Consider the following 18204-nt stretch of genomic DNA (forward strand, 5'->3'; position numbering starts at 1 on the left):
ACACCATCAGCGCGTCCATGACCGAACGTCGGTCTTCGTCGGGCAGCCGATACACCGGCCACGACACTTTCGACACCATCCTGCCTGCCAGCTGGGCCACCGGGCTCGTCCCCACCGTCCCCCGTCGATTCCGTCAACGTTGGCATCGGCTGCCGTTGGTGTCATCCATCAAACCGCTTGCGGGCTGTGGGCTGCGCTCATCGACACACCTTCGGTGAGGCGCGGTTACTGACCGAGAAGGCGTCGCTTCTGTTCTGTGAATTCTTCCTCGGTCAGAATCCCGGAGTCCCGCAGTTCGGCGAGTTCGCGTAGTTCGGCGGCGATTCCCGTTACCGGGCCTCTCGGTGACCTATGCAATGGTTCAGTGCGGGCGCACGGTGTCGACGCCGAGCGTTCCCTGCGGCCCAGTCCGGCGGTGCCGCCGAGGGCGCGGCCGGCCATGCTCGCCAGGGCCATCTCGCTGAAAAGCTGCCCCGAGCCTGCTGCCGCAACCTCCGGGGCCGCGGCGGCCGTGGTCATCGGCAGCGCTGCGGCGACTTGACGGAACGCCGGAGCCGCTGCTGCCCATGACTGCGGAACCGACAACGCACCAACCGAAGCGGCCTGGCCCATGCTCGCGGACACCGGCGGTGGCCACCCCCAGCCTGGAAACGGGGTAAAACCTGGGAAGACGCCTCCGGTGTCGATCTGCGCGGCCTGAAGAGCAACAGCCACCCCGGCCGAATCCACACCGAAAGAGCCGGCCGAATCAATCCCGAATGAGCCGATAAGGTCGGCCCCAAGGCCGGCCGCCGCCATGGTCAACGCGGGGCTGGCGGTGAGGGCCGGTGCTGCCAGCGGTGCGAGCGCATCGACTGGACTCGATGCCGCTGGTGACGCCAGGCTCTGCAGTGTTTGGGGCACTGCAGAGATTGACGAGACAACCGGGGCCACGCGGGTGCCGGCGGCGGTGCCGGTGGCCTGCGCCACCGCTGCGGCCTGACCGGCCGGGCCGCCCGGGTTAGTGGCCTGATCCGGCGGGGTGAACGGCGTCAGCTGCGAGGCGGCGGCCGCGCTGCCGGCATAGCCATACATGGCCGCGGCATCTTGGGCCCACATTTCGGCGTAGTGCGCCTCAGTGGCCGCGATCGCCGGAGTGTTTTGACCCAAGAAGTTCGTTGCCACCAGCGCGGCCAACTGAGCGCGATTGGCGGCGACGACTGGTGGCGGCACCGTCATCGCGAACGCGGTTTCGTAAGCGGCCGCGGCGGCCTTGGCCTGGCTAGCGGTCTGCTCGGCTTGGATTGCGGTGGTGTGCATCCACGCTGCGTACGGTGCGGCCGCGCCCGCCATAGCCGTTGATGCGGGACCCAGCCACCCCCCGGCCAGCTGGGAGATTACCGCCTCATATGAGGCGGCTGCCGAGCCCAACTCCGCGGCCAGCCCGTCCCAGGCCGCCGCGGCGGCTAGCATCGGTCCCGACCCGGGGCCCGCATAAATCCTGGCGGAGTTGACCTCGGGGGGCAAGATCGCGAATTCCATTGCTGCCCAGTTCCTTAGCTGGCCGCGATTGCGTTGGCAGCTTCGGTGGCGGCGTACGATCCCGCGCTCGTGCTCATGGTGGCCACGAATTGTTCGTGGATCGCCACGGCCTGGGAGCTGATCGCCTGATACAGCTGAGCTTGAGCCACGAATCTCGCCGCGGTCAGCGCCGACACCTCATCAGCGGCAGCTGGGATCACTCCGGTTGTCGGGGCAGCCGCGGTCGCGTTTGCGGCGGCCACAGCGGAACCGATGCCCTGTAAGTCGCCGGCCGCCGCCGCCAACGTCTCCGGCTGCGTGGTCACGAACGACATCTCTTCCTCCTAACTTGATTAATTCCTTCCCCCAACCGTTGGCTTCAAATGAATTTGCACTGATGACACCTAATCGTGTGGTCGACCTCGCGGTGTCGAACACGATCTTGCGGTACCACTCGCGAACAGGGTGTTCGTACGTTCGCGGGCGCCGGTGCGACAAGCCAACGGACACGACGAGCGCCCTCCCCCGGGCGGCGCCCCGCGCAGAATGCCACTGCCGGGCGCTGTAATCCGATCGACACACATCGGCGCCCTTGACACTTAGTCTCGGTCGCAAACCGGGCTAATAGCTATCGGGTCTGACACCTATTCGTCGGGGGACGAAACCTGTATGGACAAACCTCTGCGGCCCGGATCAGGCTGGTGGCATGAAGCGTCAGGCAGCGGTCATCGACGCGTTTCGGCAACGAACGAGAATCCCGGCGGGCGGCCTGTTCCGTTGGGTGGTGTTAGTCAACGGTCTGATCTTTACCCTGGGCACACTCGTGTTCGTCGTTTCGCCGGCAACCCTGTCGGCGCCCATCAAGCTGACCGAGATTCCTGTCCTCGGCGTTGGGTTGGCTGTCATGCTGACAGCCAACGCGCTCTTGCTGCGGTCGAGGCTTGCCCCTCTGGATCGGCTCCCCGCGTCGATGTCGCGGGTGGATCCACCCCGGCGGAGCGCCCGCCTGCACGACCGGGGCGACCTACATGACCTCATCATGTCCTTCAACGCGATGCTGGACAGGTTGGAAACAGAGCGGACATCGGCAAGTGCGGCGGCGCTCACCGCGCAAGAGAACGAGCGCCAGCGGATCGCTCGGGAGTTGCACGACGAGATCGGCCAAACCCTCACTGTCGCACTGCTCACGCTCAGACGGACGGTTGATGGCGCACCTCCCGGGATACGCCGCGAACTCGAGGAGACCCAGGAAACGTTGCGCGCCAGCCTCGATGAGGTGCGTCGCATCGCTCGCCAGCTGCGCCCGGACGCGCTCGAAGACCTTGGCTTGCCGAGCGCCCTGCATGCGGTATGCAACGAGTTCGCCCAAGCGACCGGCGTCGAGGTCGTCAAACACATCGCGTCGCAAGCCGACAGGCTGAAGCCCGACATCGAGTTGGTCTGCTACCGCATCGCGCAGGAAAGCTTGACCAATATCGCCCGTCATTCCGGCGCCCACAAGGCCTGGTTGGACTTGCACACGACCTCGGAAGAACTCACGCTGCGAATCGCCGACAACGGCCACGGAGGGGTGGTCTCCGAAGGTGCAGGGATCCGCGGCATGCGCGAACGCGCCCTGCTGGTGAATGCCACCCTGACGATCACCTCACCGAGTAACGGGGGCACCGAAGTCAGGCTGGTGGTGCCGCTGTCGACCGGTTGGAGCAAGTAACGGTGTCCCAGTTGGTGCGCATCCTGCTCGCCGATGATCACGCGCTGGTCAGAAGCGGCTTGCAGAGGATCCTCGATGCCGAACCCGACCTGCGTGTGGTGGCGCAGGCCGCCGACGGATGTGAGGCGCTCGCGGCCATTGACGGTAACCCGGTCGACCTGGCGATCCTGGACATCGCGATGCCGCGGATGACGGGGCTGCAGGCCGCGCGGGAGATAAACCGCAGGCACCCGCAAGTGCGGATCCTCATCCTGTCGATGTACGACAACGAACAATACTTCTTCGAATCCCTCAAGGCCGGCGCGTCCGGCTACGTTCTCAAATCGGTCGCCGACCGTGACCTACTGGAGGCGTGCCGGGCGACGATGCGTGGAGAGCCGTTTCTGTATGCCGGTGCGGTGACCGCGCTGATCCGGGAGTACCTTCGCCTCGCGCAACACGGAGACGGATTGCCGAACACAATCCTTACGCCGCGCGAGGAGGAAGTGCTGAAACTGATCGCCGAAGGTTACTCAGCGCGTGAAATCGCGAACACCCTTGGCATTAGCGCGAAGACAGTGGACCAGCACCGAACAAACATCCTGCAGAAGCTCGGCCTGCACGACCGCTTGGCACTTACCCGTTACGCGATCCGGACCGGCTTGATCGAGCCCTGACGGCCGCCACGGAGTGGCGTTTATCTACCTGCAGACGACATGCTTCCCAAGGCTCCAAAGCGCGGCGCCTAGGCCGCCGATGTAGGCCTTGGCCACGTCACGACCGAAAAGACATCAGGCGACAGTTTGGTGGCACTCAGCCGGATCACGATGGCACACCACAGGTTTCGGTGGCGGAGTTCTCGATTGACATGCTGGCTCACCGCCGGTGCTCACCCGATTTCACCTTTGTCGCAGTGCTTTTGCCGTGTCTGCACGACTAGAGCGCCTGCGCTAACTGCTTGCATACCCGATCAACTCGGCATTGAACCATCCGCGGCCGGATTAGCGTCCATGTCGGCTGCACTTTGTCACGGCGAACTTCCCGGCGCCGGGGGTTTAGGCACGATCGATACGGCGCCTTTGGATTCAAACAAAGCCAGGCGGATATTCTCGGGCGTTTGATGCCCGTGCTCGCGCAGGATCGCGTCGAGGTCGACGCGGGTAATGCCGCATCGCTTCATGTTGGCCTCGTGCAACTGCCCGTCGCGGATCAGCACCCGCACGGGTTTGTCAACCGCGCGGCGCATCCACGGAATGAAGCGAAGGCGAGCGACGATATCGTGCGCGGCGATCAATGTCAGCAGCGCCGCAGCCCCGGTGAACCACGACGTATTCGCGGCGGTAGCGGTGCGGCCGATGACGGCGCCGATCGCGACGGCGGTTACCCAATCGAACGGTGTGAGCGCAGCGATTGTGCGGCGCAGAGTAAAGCGGAAAGCCCCTGCCGCGGTGACAAATAGTGCAAGCGCCTTGAGTGCTGCGTAGCCAGCGGGACGCCATCCATCGAATAACTGCAGCACCACCTCTCGCATCACAACCACCCACCCCGTTGGGCCGAGTCGCCATGAGCGTGTGTAGAGGTTTCCGGGAAACGCGCCTTGCCTTGCACCATTGTGATCTCCTGTCGTTGGGACCGGCACACCGCTAATGCGGTGGTGTAGCGGATCGCCCGGCTTCATGGTCGATAAACGCGGTATTGGCCGCACCGACAGTTGCCGTAGTCGGTTCGCTGGCCATTGGTCACGAACCCCCGTGCCTGCGCTGATAGCATCCGAACGGTGCCGGCGGCGAAAGAGACTGATCCCGACGACACCGGCGGGCGATTGAGCGCATTCATCCGCAGTTCTGACTACGTACGCAAGTGGCTCGTCCTCGGCATCGCGATCGGCGTCATCGCGGGCGCCGGGGCGGTGGTCTTCTTCCTGTTACTGAAATACGCCAGCGAGTTCCTCCTCGGTTATCTGGCGGGCTACCACATCCCCACCCCGGTCGGTGAGGACGGCAACCACGCCTCCTCCGGCTTCCACCGACCGTGGGCCATTCCGTTGGTCACGACAGCCGGTGCGTTGTTGTCAGCGAGCATTGTCGCCTGGCTTGCCCCGGAAGCCGAAGGCCACGGCACAGACGAGGCGATCGAGGCGGTCCACAGCTATCCTGCCAACATCCGCAGCCGAGTGGTGCTAGTGAAGATGGTGGCGAGTGCACTGACCATCGGCTCGGGCGGTTCGGGTGGCCGTGAAGGTCCTACGGCCCAGATATCGGCAGGTTTCGGATCGCTGCTGACCCGAAAGCTCAACTTGTCCGACGAGGACGGCAGGATCGCAGTTGCCATCGGCATCGGCTCAGGCATCGGCGCCATTTTCGGCGCGCCGTTGGGCGGAGCCGTGCTGGCTACGTCGATCATCTATCGAGAAGACCTCGAATACCGCGCGCTGGTACCCGGTTTCATCGCGTCGGCGACGGCATATGCAGTGCTGGGTTCGATCATGGGTTTCGAGCCTCTGTTCGGCTTTGTCGACGCCGAATACCGCTTCGAGTCAGCCTGGCCGCTGCTTTGGTTCGCAGTAATCGGTCTTGTCGCCGCCGCGATCGGCTATCTGTATGCCCGCGTCTTCTATTGGATGGTGGCGTTGACCGATCGACTCCCCGGCGGGGTGCTCAAGCCCGCCGTCGGCGGACTGCTGGTCGGGCTACTAGGGCTGTTGATCCCTCAAATCCTCAGCAGCGGCTACGGCTGGGTTCAAGAAGCGATCACGCGCCAAACGCTGATGACGATTCCGTTGTGGATCGTCGTAGTCCTGCCGATCGCCAAAATCGTTGCCACGTCGCTATCGATTGGTACTGGCGGATCGGGCGGGATCTTCGGCCCCGGCATCGTGATCGGCGCGTTTGTCGGGGCAGCGATCTGGCGGGTGGCCGACGTCTTCGACCTTCCCGGAGTGCCAGACGACCCCGGCATCTTCGTGGTGGTGGGGATGATGGCGTGCTTCGGCAGCGTGGCCCATGCACCACTGGCCATCATGATCATGGTGGCCGAAATGACCGGATCATTCGCGGCGATACCCGGAGCCATCATCGCGGTGGGTATCGCGTCACTGCTGATGTCCCACAGCGGCGTCAGCATTTACCGATCGCAGCGCCTCAATCGCGAAACGGCCGCCGCCGAACGCGCGGACACTTCCGCGCGTGAGTAGCTACCCCGATTTGCCGCCGTGCGCCGCACGCAGTTTAAAGCGGTGACATCGCTTTCTTGATGGCCGCTTGCTGCCGCTCAGAACGCGTCGAAGCCGGTCGGCGTACATACCTCGCCCAGGTTAGGACAGCAGCAAAAGCATAGAATGCCAAGAAGATCCAGAACGCGGGCGTGTCTGTGCCGGTGCTGAGGTACGACTGTCGCAACGCGAGGTTGATTCCGACGCCGCCGAGCGCGCCGAACGCCGCGACGAAGCCGATTACGGCGCCCGACGTCGCTTCCGACCAATGCCTGCGTTCGGCTTCACCGACGGCCAGCAGATGGCTGCGTGCGTCGAAAACAGAAGGGATCATCTTGTACACCGCGCCATTGCCAAACCCGGAAAGAATGAACAGGACCATGAAGCCGCCGACGTAGCCGATCATTGTCAGTGCTGTCGTGCGACCGGGATTGTGGTCGTCGATCGTGCTGACGCCGACCAGCAACGCGGTGGTTAGCCCCATGGCGGCGAAGACGGCGAATGCGACGCGGCTGCCTCCGATACGGTCGGCGAGTCTGCCGCCATAGATTCGTGCTAGCGAGCCCAAAGCTGGCCCGATGAAGGCAAATTCGGCGGAGTGCAGCGCGGCCTGCGCGTGCGTTTGGCCGGCCGCGGCGAAGTTGACTTGTAGTACCAGGCCGAACGCGAACGAGAACCCGACCCACGACCCGAATGTGCCCAGGTAGAGCAGCGCCAGGAGCCAAGTGTCGCGCTCGGAGAGAATCTCGCGCAGATGGCTGATCTCCGTCGGGTGCTCGAGATTGTCCATGAAACGCGCCGCCCCCAGCGCAACGACAGTCAGCAGCGCGAGGTAAAGCCCACAGACCCAGTACGGTTGGCGATGGCCCGCGAAAGCAATCACGAGCAGCCCTACCAACTGGATCACGGGCACGCCCAGATTACCTGCGCCAGCGTTGAATCCCAATGCCGAGCCTTTGAGCCGATGTGGGTAAAAAGAATTGGTATTAGTCATCGACGCAGCGTAGTTGGCGCCACCGCCTCCGGTCAGCGCTGCGCACACGAGGTACGGCCACAACGGCAGGCCGGGATTGGCCAACAGGACGATCGTGCCGGCGGTCGGAATCAGCAGTATCAGGATGGAGAACACCGTCCAGTTACGGCCGCCGAAGTGCGCGATGCCCAACGAATACGGGATGCGTAGGCACGCTGCAACCAGTGTGGCGGTAGCACCGAGCAGGAACTTGTCGGCCGGGGAAAACCCATACACGCTTTGCGGCATGAACAGCACCATCACCGGGAAGAGCGTCCAAATGCCGAAGGCGATGTGGTCGCAGGCGACGATCCAGAGCAGATTGCGACGGGCGACCGCCTTGTTACCGGCCTCCCAGGCTACCGCGTCCTCGGGATTCCATTCCAAAATCTGGTGCGAGCGAGCCATTTTCACCTTTCCGGTGGGTTTCGATGTCACCAGCGCCACGGAGCGCTACGAAGCGCTGCGTGCGCATCGCCAACCAGCAGCTTCGGCGGCCGGACCGAAGACTTTCTGCCCGCGGGATTTCTCGTGGCAATGTGGCATGTGCATGCTGGATCACTAGATAGATGTCGTGTCGCTGCCTGATTCATCGTTTTCGTGCAGTGACGAGCAGGTACTCCCACTCCATGGCGCCGTCCACTAGGTATTGCTGGCTGAGCTCGGTCAGTTGGGCATCGAGGGTGGAAGCCAACACCGGGTTGTCGCCAATATTGCGGTAGGCGTTGATCGTTGGACCGTAATGATTCTTGAAGTAGTGGTGTACAGCATCGGCACTGTCGAACCGGTCGACCCGCAAAGTACTGCGCTTGGTGGTGATATCGGTGACTTGCTCGCCCAGTAGTCCGCACACGTAGTCCTCGCGTCCCCACAGCGCTGCCGGGGGCACACCCGGCAACATGACCGGGCGATATGGCCTGATGGTCGCCAGCATCTGACCGAAGAAACCTTCATGAGTCCAACTGATCAGTCCGATCGTTCCTCCGCGCCGACAGACCCGAACCAGCTCGTCGGCTGCGCGCTGATGATGCGGCGCGAACATGACGCCGATTGCGGATATCACCACGTCGAACTCACCGTCGGCGAACGGCAGGGCTTCTGCGTTGGCTTCCCGCCACTCCAGTGCCACACCCTCTGCTGCAGCCCTTTTTTGGGATCGGTACAGCAACTCGGGTGTGAGGTCGCTGGACACGACGGTGGCACCCGCCTTGGCGGCCGGGATCGATATATTGCCTGATCCGGCGGCGACGTCGAGCACCCGAACGCCCGGGCCGATACCCGTCGCGTTGACTAAAACCGGGCCGAGTGGGGCCATCACCTCCTCGGCCATGCGTGCGTAATCGCCCAGCGACCACACTGCCCGATGGTCGCTGGCCAGGGTGTGATCTTCGCCCGTGTTGGTGTCGATACTCATCGGTCCTCCGGTGATAGGAAAAGGGTTCTCCACGGGCGACATCGTCGTCGCCGCATAAGCGCAACAATCGCCCACCGCGCAGGGTCATGTTCTTTGGCTACAGTAGTACTAGGAAATAGTTTACGTCCACCATAGTGCCCGCTGTTATCCTGTGAATCACCTGTAAAACCCGACAATCGACGTGCGCCGAGAAACGAGTCCCGGAAAAAGGAAGCCACGATGTCCACCGAAAACGCGACGGCTGCCGAGGAGTCAGTGGATGCGATCACCGACGCATTGCTGACTGCGTCACGATTGCTGGTGGCCATCTCGGCGCACTCGATCGCCCAGGTCGACGAGACCATCACCATCCCGCAGTTTCGAACCCTGGTGATCTTGTCCAATCGGGGCCCGATAAACCTCGCCACGCTGGCCGGTCTCCTCGGCGTGAAACCGTCGGCCGCCGGCCGGATGGTCGACCGGCTCGTCAGCGCCGGCCTCATCGACCGCAAACCGCATCCCACGTCACGCCGTGAACTGTTGGCCGCCTTGACTTCCCGCGGACGTAAAGTTGTCGGCCAGGTCACCTCTCACCGGCGCGCCGCAATCGCCGGAATCGTCGAAAGAATGCCACAGTCCGAGCGGCACGGGCTCGTGCGCGCCTTGACCGCGTTTACCACCGCCGGGGGAGAGCCCACCGCCTACCTCGATGACGAGGCATAAACCAATGCACTCAGGTAATGGTGCTTGTCCTGAACCAGGATGATGCAGCGGCCGAACTGGTGTCGGGGCGAGCAACGTTCGGAACCGGATGGTTATCGGCGAGGTGACGTGAGTAGGCGCACGTTCCCCGGGATGATCTGAAAGTCAAAGCAGTTCTGATCAAGAGCGCCAGCGCCGACGCGCTGGTTCGGAAAAGGTAACCCATGCTCAAGGTAGAGCACGACGCTGACGCGTCCAACTAGAACGGCATGGCGGCGGGTAGGTGCTCGACGAGGTCGTGCGTGATGTGCAAGGGCAATCCTCGTCGCTGCGCTGCAGGCCGAATTCGCCGCGCCCGAGGCGTTGACACCTGCTGATGAACGGCGAGATACGGACTTTTCGCCCCGAGCAACTCACCGAGGCATGGGGATGGCTGCGCGCATAACCTCTCGACTCCACGCGCGCTGTGCCGCTAAGCTCCATTTCAGAGACTGCAGGGGCATACAGGATGACATCGAAGCCGATCAAGATGATCAACGCGGCCGACATTTCAAACACGCTCAGTCGAGAACGAAGTACCGCAGCCATAGATAGCCAGCCGAGAGCGCGATGGATACTGCGGCGACCAATGCGCCCTTACGGGTGAATTCCCAAAAGGCGACGGGATAGCCTGCGCGCCGGGCGATTCCGAGCATGACGACGTTGGCGCTAGCCCCGACGGCAGTCAGGTTGCCGCCGAAGTCCGCACCCATCGCCAACGCCCACCACAGCGTGTTCGGGTCGACCGGGCCGGGCATGGCTGCAACCAACTCGGTGACGATCGGCGTCATCGTGGCGACGTAGGGAATGTTGTCGATGATGCCGGATACCGGTGCTGAAATGCCGAGGATGAGCATGACGGTTAATGACTCGTCGCCCCCAGTCAAATCGGTTGCTGCCCGCGCCAGCTCGTCGATGACCCCCGTCTTCACCAACGCGCCGACCATGACGAACAGGCCCGCGAAGAACAGCAGCGTGTCCCATTCAACGTTGGACAGATATTCCGATCGCTGCAGCCCGGAGATCACGATGAGGATGCCGGCGCCCAGCAGTGCCACGACCGAGGGTTCCATGTGAAGCACCGGATGTGCGATGAAGGCGGCGAACACCAGCGCCAAGACGACTCCGCACTTCACCAGCAATCCATGGTCGCGAATGGCCTCGCGTTCATCGAGCGACATGACGTCGGCTACCCGCTCAGGATCAACAGCGAAAGAGCCGCGGAACAACAGCGGCAACAGTGCGACGAAGACGATCAACACGATGACGACGATCGGCGCCATGTGGACAAGGAAGTCGTTGAACGTCAAACCCGCTCGGCTGGCGATGATGATGTTGGGCGGGTCACCGACTAGCGTTGCTGCACCACCGATATTGGATGAGAACACCTCGGCCATCAGAAATGGCGCCGCGTTGATTGCGAGCCTGTCGCACACCAACAGCGTGACCGGCGCGATCAACAACACTGTGGTCACGTTGTCCAGCAATGCTGATCCGACCGCCATGACCACGACGAGCAGGATCATGATCCGTAACGGAGAACCGTTGGCGCGTTTGGCCGCCCAGATCGCGACGTATTCGAAGACACCCGTGTGCCGCAGCACGCTGACGATGATCATCATGCCGAGCAGCAAAAAGATGACGTCCCAGTCGATTCCGGTCGCATGCGAGTAGAAGACGTCGGCGGAGCTGATCACGGGCAACATCGAAACGACCGCCGCGCCGCCCAGCGCTACCAGCGTCTTGTTGAGCCGATCGCTGGCGATCAATGCGTAGGCGACGACGAAAACTGCTACCGCGACAATGCTCATGGGCGGCAGCGCCGTTCGCCGCGGCGCCTTATCGGGACAGCGTCGGAGATGAGCGGCGATTGCTCCAGCATTGGGCCGAGCGCGGTTCTGTCAACGGTGTAGCCCATAGCCCTTCCCTGGTTGTACGACAACGTCGCCGACCAGGCTTCCCGGCACACCGAAGTGTCACGCTATCAGCCGCGGGTACCGGCATGATGCGCTCAAGGTTTGAGGGCCGCAGCAAGGAGGCGCGATGCGGTGATCACGCCGTGCAGCGCGCCGTCCTTGACAACCGCGATGAGCGGGCTTCTGGCCCGTGCCATCATCGCGGCCACTTCGATGATGGTGTCGTCTGCATCGGCGGAGGGCACGTTGAGCAGGTGGTCGGGAAGCACATCGCGCACCGCCTTGCCACCCAGCTTGTCGGCTGCGCGGTCGGCCATTGATTCGTCGATCACACCGGCCAGCGAAGGGTCGTCTTGGACGTAGCGGGGCACGATGAACCGGACGACCTGCGAAGCCGGCAGCACCGCGTATGGCTTACCCGACGAGTCGGTGACCACGATCCCGGGCAGCCGGTGCTCGGCAAGCATTCGGGCCGCATCCAGTGCATTGGAATCGATGGCTACGACCGGGAATTCCTCGGCGATGTCCTCTGCGCGCATACTGTGACGATACGTCGGTTCCGCCCGGAATAAGGGCGTGCGCTGGTTCTCAGCTCAACAGGAAGTAGCGCACCCAGAGGTAGAGCGCCGAGAGGGCCAAGGACATCGTCGTGACCACGACGCCTTTGCGGGTGAATTCCCAAAAAGAGATGGGATTGTCTGCACGCCGGGCGATTCCGAGGATCACGACGTTGGCGCTTGCGCCCACCGCGGTCAGATTGCCGCCGAAGTCGGTGCCGAGAGCAAGGGCCCACCACAGCACGTTCGGGTAGGCATGATCGTTTACGGACGGGAGCAACTCGGCGACGATCGGTGTCATCGTCGCGGCATACGGAACGTTGTTGACGATTCCACTGAAGACTAGCGACACGGCCAGGATCAGCATCGTCGTCAACAGGGCATTGCCGCCGGTCGCTGTGGTAGCCAACCGCGCCAACTGGTTGATGACACCGGTTTTGACCAGCGCACCAACCATGATGAACAAGCCGGCGAAGAACAGCAGAGTGTCCCATTCGACGCTGGACAAATAGTCGGACCGCTCCAGACCCGAGATCACGATCAGGATGCCGGCGCCGAGCAACGCGACCACGGACGGGTCCATATGAAGCAGCGAGTGTGCGACAAACGCAGCGAACACCGCCAGCAAGACAACACCACACTTGATCAGCAGCCCCGGGTCCCGGATGGCTTCGCGTTCCTCCAACGCCATCACATCCGCGACCCGCCCGGGGTCGACCGAGAAGGCGCCGGGAAACAGGCGCGGCAGCATCATGGCGAGGACTCCGATGATGATGATCACCACCGGTGCCAGGTGAACCAGGAAGTCGTTGAATGTCAGGCCGCCGCGGCTGGCGATGATGATGTTCGGCGGATCACCGACCAACGTCGCCGCGCCGCCGATGTTGGACGCAAATGCCTCGGCCATCAAGAACGGCGCGGCGTTGATCTCGAGGCGGTCGCACACCAGAAGCGTGACCGGCGCGATCAACAACACCGTCGTGACGTTGTCCAGTAGCGCCGAACCGAATGCAGTGACCAGAACCAGCAGGATCATGATGCGCAGCGGTGAGCCCTTGGCGCGTTTGGCGGCCCAGATGGCGACGTATTCGAAGACACCGGTCTGTCGCAGCACGCTGACGATGATCATCATGCCCAGCAGCAGAAAGATGACATCCCAGTCGATTCCGGTTTGGGGCGAGTAGAAGATGTCGTCGGAGCGAATAACCGGAAGGATGCACACAACCGCCGCACCCGCCAGCGCTACCAGCGTCTTGTCGATGCGGTCGTAGGTGATCAGCGCATAGGCGATCACGAACACGGCGATGGCGGCAGCGCTCATCGGCTGTCTCGTCGCTCGTCGCTCAAACGGCTCGCGATCAACGTTTCAGGCCGCGCTCACCGAGCGTTGCGGCGGCACTGGGTGTCAAGACCATGGTGTACTCCGGGGTCGCTGGGCAACGTTGCCGACCAGGCTTCCCGGCGCACCGCAGAACAACCTATATCAGCCGCGGAGTTGATGCTCAGCATGCCGGGCCATCCGTGCCGAGCCTGGCTACACTGGCGGGATGCTTGAACAGATCCGCGGGCCCGCCGATCTGCAACACCTTTCGCAGGCGGAACTGCGCGGTCTGGCTCGCGAAATCCGCGAGTTCCTGATCCACAAGGTCGCCGCCACCGGAGGGCATCTGGGGCCCAACTTGGGCGTCGTCGAGCTGACGCTGGCGCTGCACCGGGTGTTCGACTCCCCGCACGACCCGATCATCTTCGACACGGGCCATCAGGCCTATGTGCACAAGATGCTGACCGGTCGCTGCGCCGACTTCGAGACGCTGCGCAAGAAGGGCGGGCTGTCGGGGTATCCGTCGCGTGCCGAAAGCGAGCACGACTGGGTGGAGTCCAGCCATGCCAGCGCGGCGTTGTCGTACGCCGACGGGTTGGCCAAGGCGTTCGAGTTGACCGGGCATCGTAACCGGCATGTGGTTGCGGTGGTCGGCGACGGCGCGCTCACCGGCGGCATGTGCTGGGAGGCGCTGAACAACATCGCCGCGGCGCGTCGCCCGGTGATCATCGTCGTCAACGACAACGGTCGCAGCTACGCCCCCACATTCGGCGGCTTCGCGAACCACCTGGCCATGCTGCGGCTGCAGCCCAGCTACGAGCATCTGCTGGAGCGGGGCCGCACCGCGGTGCGCGGCATGCCGGTGATCGGCGAGCTGGTCTACCACTTCATGCACAGCGTCAAGGCCGGCGTGAAGGACGCGTTGAGCCCGCAGCTGCTGTTCGCCGATCTCGGGCTGAAGTATGTCGGGCCGGTCGACGGCCACGACGAGCACGCCGTGGAGACCGCGCTGCGCAGTGCCCGCGGGTTCGGCGGGCCGGTGCTCGTGCACGTCGCCACCCGCAAGGGCAATGGCTACGGCCCGGCCGAGAACGACGAAGCCGAACAGATGCACTCCTGCGGGGTGATCGACCCGGTGACCGGACTGGCGACGTCGGTGCCCGGCCCGGGCTGGACGGCGACGTTCACCGAGGCGCTGATCGAGTACGGCGCCAAGCGCCGCGACGTCGTCGCGATCACCGCGGCCATGCCCGGCCCCACTGGGCTGGCCGCGTTCGGGCAGCGGTTCCCGGACCGGTTGTTCGACGTCGGGATCGCCGAGCAGCACGCGCTGACGTCGGCGGCCGGTCTGGCGATGGGCGGGCTGCATCCGGTGGTGGCGATCTACTCGACGTTCCTCAACCGCGCTTTCGACCAGATCATGATGGATGTGGCGCTGCACAAGCTGCCGGTCACCATGGTGCTCGACCGGGCGGGGATCACCGGGCCCGACGGCGCCAGCCACAACGGCATGTGGGATCTGTCGATGCTGGGCATCGTGCCCGGTATTCGGGTGGCCGCGCCCCGTGACGCCACCCGGCTGCGCGAGGAGCTCGGCGAGGCGCTCGACGTCGACGACGGCCCGACCGCTATCCGGTTCCCGAAAGGTGATGTGGGCCAAGATATTCCGGCTGTCGAGCGGCGTGCCGGGGTGGACGTTCTGGCGCTGCCTGCCGAAGGGCTGGGCCACGACGTGCTGCTGGTGGCGGTCGGGGCGTTCGCGTCGATGGCGCTGGCCGTGGCCGAGAGGCTGCGCAACCAGGGCATCGGCGTGACGGTGATCGACCCGCGCTGGGTGCTGCCGGTCGCCGACGCGGTGCGTGACTTGGCGACGACGCACAAACTGGTCGCCACGCTGGAGGATAACGGCGTGGCCGGCGGTGTGGGCTCCGCGGTGTCGGCGGCGCTGCGGCGCGCGGAGATCGACGTGCCGTGCCGCGACGTTGGTCTGCCGCAACAGTTCTTCGACCACGCCTCGCGCGGCGAGGTGCTTACCGAGGTCGGCCTGACCGAGCAGAACGTGGCCCGCCAGATCACCGGATGGGTTGCGGCCCTGGGTAGTTCGGTGGCCGAAGCCGAGATTCGCGAGCACCTCGACTAAGGTTCGCCACTAAGCCAGCGCCGCGGCCAAGACCGGAACCACCAGCTCCCGCTGCCAGGCCCGGGCTTGGCCGGCGCGTAGAAACTCGTCGACTGCGGCCTCGCCACCGCCTTCCCAGTCCCAGCACAGCCGTCGCACCAGGTCGGGGGAGATCAAATTCTCCATCGGCACCGACACTCGTTGCGCCACCTCGGCGAGCGCCGTGCGAGCCGCCTCCAGCCGCGCCGCGGCTTCGGGTCTGCGTTTGGCCCAGCGCGCCGGCACCGGAGGGCCGTTGGGCTGGTCGTCGTCGAGGGAATTCGGGTTCTCCCGGGCGGCCTGCAAGGCGGCCAACCACGTCGCGGCGGCGCGGCGCTGCTTGCGCCCGCCGAAGATGGGCAGGGCCAGCAGTTCGTCGACGGTCTTGGGGTCGGCGATGGCGGCATCGATGATCGCCGAATCCGGCAGGATCCGGCCGGGCGCGATGTCGCGCTGCTGGGCGATGCGGTCACGCGCGGTCCACAATTCCCGGACCGCGGCCAGTCCCCGTTGGTCACGCACCTTGTGGATGCCCGACGTGCGCCGCCAGCGGTCGCGCCTCGTCGGCTGCGCAACGAAATTCCGCAGGTACTCGAATTCCTCTGCAGCCCAAGCGGTTTTGCCCTGCTTGGCCAACACGGCGGCGATCGCCTCGCGCAGGTCGAGTAGAACTTCCACGTCCAGCGCCGCGTAGTTCAGCCAGGCGGCCGGCAGCGGGCGTTTGGACCAGTCGGCCGCGCCGTGGCCCTTGACCAAGCCGAGGCCCAGCAGCCGCTGCACCTCGGCGGCCAGATTGACCCGGTCGAACCCGGCCAGCCGACCGGCCAGCTCGGTGTCGTACAGCGCCTGCGGTCGCATGCCGACCTCGGCCAGGCATGGCAGGTCCTGGTCGGCGGCATGCAGGACCCATTCGTCTTCCGCGAGCACCTCGGCGACGGGCCGCAGCACGGCCAGCGAGTCGCCGCCGTGGCTGACCGGATCGATGAGCACGGTGCCGGCACCGGCCCGCCGGATCTGGATCAGGTAGGCCCGGTTGGAGTAGCGGTACCCCGACGCGCGCTCGGCGTCCACCGCGAACGGTCCGCGGCCGCCGGCCAGCCGGTCTGCGGCCGCCTTGATCTCGGTGGCGGTCACCGACAGGTCGGGCACTCCGTCGGCGGGACGAAGCAGCGGTGTGGCTTCGGGTTCCGTGCTGTCGACTTGATCGGGCGCAGGATCGGTCATGTCAGGCGCGGGATCGGGAGCCGAGGTCGGTCACCCCGACCGGCGGCAACCCCGCGGCATGCTCGAGTACCTCGCAAAAAGCCTCGACGTGCGTGCCGATGTCGAGGGTGGTCGCCGTCCACGACGCCCGCAGTTCCAACTGGTGTGCGCGCGGCGGCCCGGAAATGTCGCCGTAGCGCACCGAGGTGGTGGCGGTGACGGTTCCACCGAGCGCGGTGACGTGTTCGGCGCGTGCATCCAGTGCGTCGACCAGCCAGCTCCACGCCACCTCCGGCAGCAGCGGGTCGACGGCTTCGCTGGAGTCCAGGTCGGCCTGGATGTAGGCGACCAGGCGCATGGTGCCGTCCCAGGCGTCGGCGCCGTCGGGGTCGTAGAGCAGGATCAACCGGCCGAACGCGTCACCCTCCGAGCGCTCCGGGACGATCGTGGCGTCGGGGTGTTTCACCTCCGCACCCAGCGCATAGCTGTATGGCGCGAGGCGCTGGGGGGGCCGGATGGGGCCCAGCTCGATTTCGGACCGCACGGTCGCAGCGTTCATTGCCGCCACCGCCTCGCGGAAGGGCACCGGTTCGGCTGAGGTCACGACATTTGACGGTAGACCCAACCGCCGACAGGGGGGAACAGGCGCGCCGTTTCAGTCGCGCAGCCGCCCGGCTACTGGCGGGTATCCGCCGAAAACCGTGCCGGTCGCTTCTCTCGGTGCGCCGCCAGCCCCTCGGCCACGTCGGGCCCGCTGAACGCAAGAAATTCCAGGCCAAGGGAGGTTTCGAAGGCCGGCGCGAACATCCGGTACCAGTGGTTGAGGGCGTGCTTGGTGAACCGGATAGCGGTTTGCGCGCCTTGGGCCAGATCGGCCGCGATGCGGGTCGCGGTGGCCAGCACCTCGTCGTCGTCGACACAGGTCGAGACCAGGCCGATCCGCTCGGCTTCCTCACCGGACAGCGGCTCGCAGGTGAGCAGGTAGTACTTCGCTTTGGCCATGCCGACCAGCAGCGGCCAGCAGATCGCCGCGTGATCGCCGGCGGCCACCCCCAGCTTGGTGTGCCCGTCGATGATCTTGGCGGTGCGGCCGGCCACCGACACGTCGGCGAGCAGCGCTACCACCAGCCCGGCGCCGACCGCGGCGCCGCGGATCGCCGAGACCACCGGCTTGTCGAAGTTGACCATGTTGAGCACCAGGTCGCGGGCCTCGCGCATGATGCGCATCCGATCGGGGAACTCGCCCATCGTTTCCTGGATCAGGTCGAAGCTGCCGCCGGAGGAGAACGCCCTGCCCTCACCACGGACCAGCACCGCTCGCACGTCGGGGTCGCGGTCGATGGCCGGCCAGATCTCGGCAAGGTCCCGGTGCATCTGAGGCCCGACGGAATTCAGCCCGGGCGCGTCGAGAACCACCTCGAGCACACCGTTGGGACCCGATTCGATTCGCAGACTTGGGAACTCGTCGTAATTGACCGGTGGTTGCTGTACTGGCATATCGA

General features: G+C 64.8%; 16 protein-coding genes. 5 read left to right on the forward strand and 11 right to left on the reverse strand.

What is annotated here, in order from left to right:
- Window positions 1-225 precede the first annotated feature (225 nt).
- Both AWB95_RS20915 and AWB95_RS20920 read right to left on the reverse strand, forming a co-directional pair.
- Window positions 226-1521: a PPE family protein, SVP subgroup gene (locus tag AWB95_RS20915; RefSeq protein WP_062538177.1), complete on the reverse strand. Its 1296-nt coding sequence runs from the start codon at window positions 1519-1521 to the stop codon at window positions 226-228.
- Window positions 1522-1535: 14 nt separating this feature from the next.
- Complete coding sequence (locus AWB95_RS20920) at window positions 1536-1835, reverse strand: PE family protein (protein WP_062538178.1); 300 nt, start codon at window positions 1833-1835, stop codon at window positions 1536-1538.
- 371 nt (window positions 1836-2206) lie between these two features.
- Here AWB95_RS20920 and AWB95_RS20925 point away from each other — a divergent pair, with 371 nt between their 5' ends.
- Together AWB95_RS20925 and AWB95_RS20930 are read left to right on the forward strand one after the other, a co-directional pair.
- A complete protein-coding gene (locus AWB95_RS20925) occupies window positions 2207-3211 on the forward strand; it encodes a sensor histidine kinase (RefSeq protein WP_085168597.1) in 1005 nt (334 codons plus the stop codon).
- A 2-nt stretch (window positions 3212-3213) separates the two neighbouring features.
- Window positions 3214-3867: a response regulator gene (locus tag AWB95_RS20930; RefSeq protein ID WP_198157734.1), complete on the forward strand. Its 654-nt coding sequence runs from the start codon at window positions 3214-3216 to the stop codon at window positions 3865-3867.
- 350 nt (window positions 3868-4217) lie between these two features.
- Here AWB95_RS20930 and AWB95_RS20935 read toward each other — a convergent pair whose 3' ends face one another.
- Window positions 4218-4721 (reverse strand): DUF421 domain-containing protein, encoded by a 504-nt coding sequence (locus AWB95_RS20935; RefSeq protein ID WP_062538179.1) that lies wholly within the window; start codon window positions 4719-4721, stop codon window positions 4218-4220.
- Between the two features lie 246 nt (window positions 4722-4967).
- On the opposite strand from AWB95_RS20935, the gene AWB95_RS20940 reads away from it, so the two are divergent.
- A complete protein-coding gene (locus AWB95_RS20940; protein WP_062538180.1) occupies window positions 4968-6383 on the forward strand; it encodes a chloride channel protein in 1416 nt (471 codons plus the stop codon).
- A 34-nt stretch (window positions 6384-6417) separates the two neighbouring features.
- On the opposite strand, the gene AWB95_RS20945 is transcribed toward AWB95_RS20940, so the two are convergent.
- Together AWB95_RS20945 and AWB95_RS20950 are read right to left on the reverse strand one after the other, a co-directional pair.
- On the reverse strand, window positions 6418-7821 hold the full coding sequence (locus AWB95_RS20945; protein ID WP_062538194.1) for a nitrate/nitrite transporter: 1404 nt from the start codon (window positions 7819-7821) through the stop codon (window positions 6418-6420).
- 181 nt (window positions 7822-8002) lie between these two features.
- A complete protein-coding gene (locus AWB95_RS20950) occupies window positions 8003-8827 on the reverse strand; it encodes a class I SAM-dependent methyltransferase (protein WP_062538181.1) in 825 nt (274 codons plus the stop codon).
- 219 nt (window positions 8828-9046) lie between these two features.
- Between AWB95_RS20950 and AWB95_RS20955 the strand changes: the two genes are divergently transcribed.
- Window positions 9047-9529, forward strand: coding sequence for a MarR family winged helix-turn-helix transcriptional regulator (locus AWB95_RS20955; RefSeq protein ID WP_062538182.1), 483 nt, complete (start codon window positions 9047-9049; stop codon window positions 9527-9529).
- Between the two features lie 539 nt (window positions 9530-10068).
- Here AWB95_RS20955 and AWB95_RS20960 read toward each other — a convergent pair.
- The 3 genes from AWB95_RS20960 to AWB95_RS20970 all read right to left on the reverse strand — a co-directional run bounded on the left by AWB95_RS20960 (window position 10069) and on the right by AWB95_RS20970 (window position 13341).
- Window positions 10069-11358 (reverse strand): ArsB/NhaD family transporter, encoded by a 1290-nt coding sequence (locus AWB95_RS20960; protein ID WP_062538183.1) that lies wholly within the window; start codon window positions 11356-11358, stop codon window positions 10069-10071.
- A gap of 200 nt (window positions 11359-11558) precedes the next feature.
- The gene (locus AWB95_RS20965) at window positions 11559-12002 is read right to left on the reverse strand and encodes a CBS domain-containing protein (RefSeq protein WP_062538184.1); all 444 of its coding nucleotides are present in this window, start codon (window positions 12000-12002) and stop codon (window positions 11559-11561) included.
- 49 nt (window positions 12003-12051) lie between these two features.
- Window positions 12052-13341 carry an ArsB/NhaD family transporter gene (locus tag AWB95_RS20970; protein WP_062538185.1) on the reverse strand — a complete coding sequence of 430 codons (1290 nt, stop codon included), beginning with the start codon at window positions 13339-13341 and terminating at the stop codon, window positions 12052-12054.
- 226 nt (window positions 13342-13567) lie between these two features.
- On the opposite strand from AWB95_RS20970, the gene dxs reads away from it, so the two are divergent.
- A complete protein-coding gene (gene dxs / locus AWB95_RS20975; RefSeq protein WP_062538186.1) occupies window positions 13568-15481 on the forward strand; it encodes a 1-deoxy-D-xylulose-5-phosphate synthase in 1914 nt (637 codons plus the stop codon).
- A 9-nt stretch (window positions 15482-15490) separates the two neighbouring features.
- Here the strand turns inward: dxs and AWB95_RS20980 are convergent, their stop codons facing one another.
- The 3 genes from AWB95_RS20980 to AWB95_RS20990 all read right to left on the reverse strand — a co-directional run bounded on the left by AWB95_RS20980 (window position 15491) and on the right by AWB95_RS20990 (window position 18199).
- Entirely contained in the window at window positions 15491-16723 is a 1233-nt protein-coding gene (locus AWB95_RS20980) for an HRDC domain-containing protein (protein WP_085168598.1), read from the reverse strand.
- A gap of 1 nt (window position 16724) precedes the next feature.
- Complete coding sequence (locus tag AWB95_RS20985; RefSeq protein WP_062538187.1) at window positions 16725-17306, reverse strand: DUF3000 domain-containing protein; 582 nt, start codon at window positions 17304-17306, stop codon at window positions 16725-16727.
- A gap of 71 nt (window positions 17307-17377) precedes the next feature.
- The gene (locus AWB95_RS20990) at window positions 17378-18199 is read right to left on the reverse strand and encodes an enoyl-CoA hydratase/isomerase family protein (protein ID WP_062538195.1); all 822 of its coding nucleotides are present in this window, start codon (window positions 18197-18199) and stop codon (window positions 17378-17380) included.
- Window positions 18200-18204 lie beyond the last annotated feature (5 nt).

It is taken from the genome of Mycobacterium celatum, assembly GCF_002101595.1.
GTDB lineage: Bacteria > Actinomycetota > Actinomycetes > Mycobacteriales > Mycobacteriaceae > Mycobacterium > Mycobacterium celatum.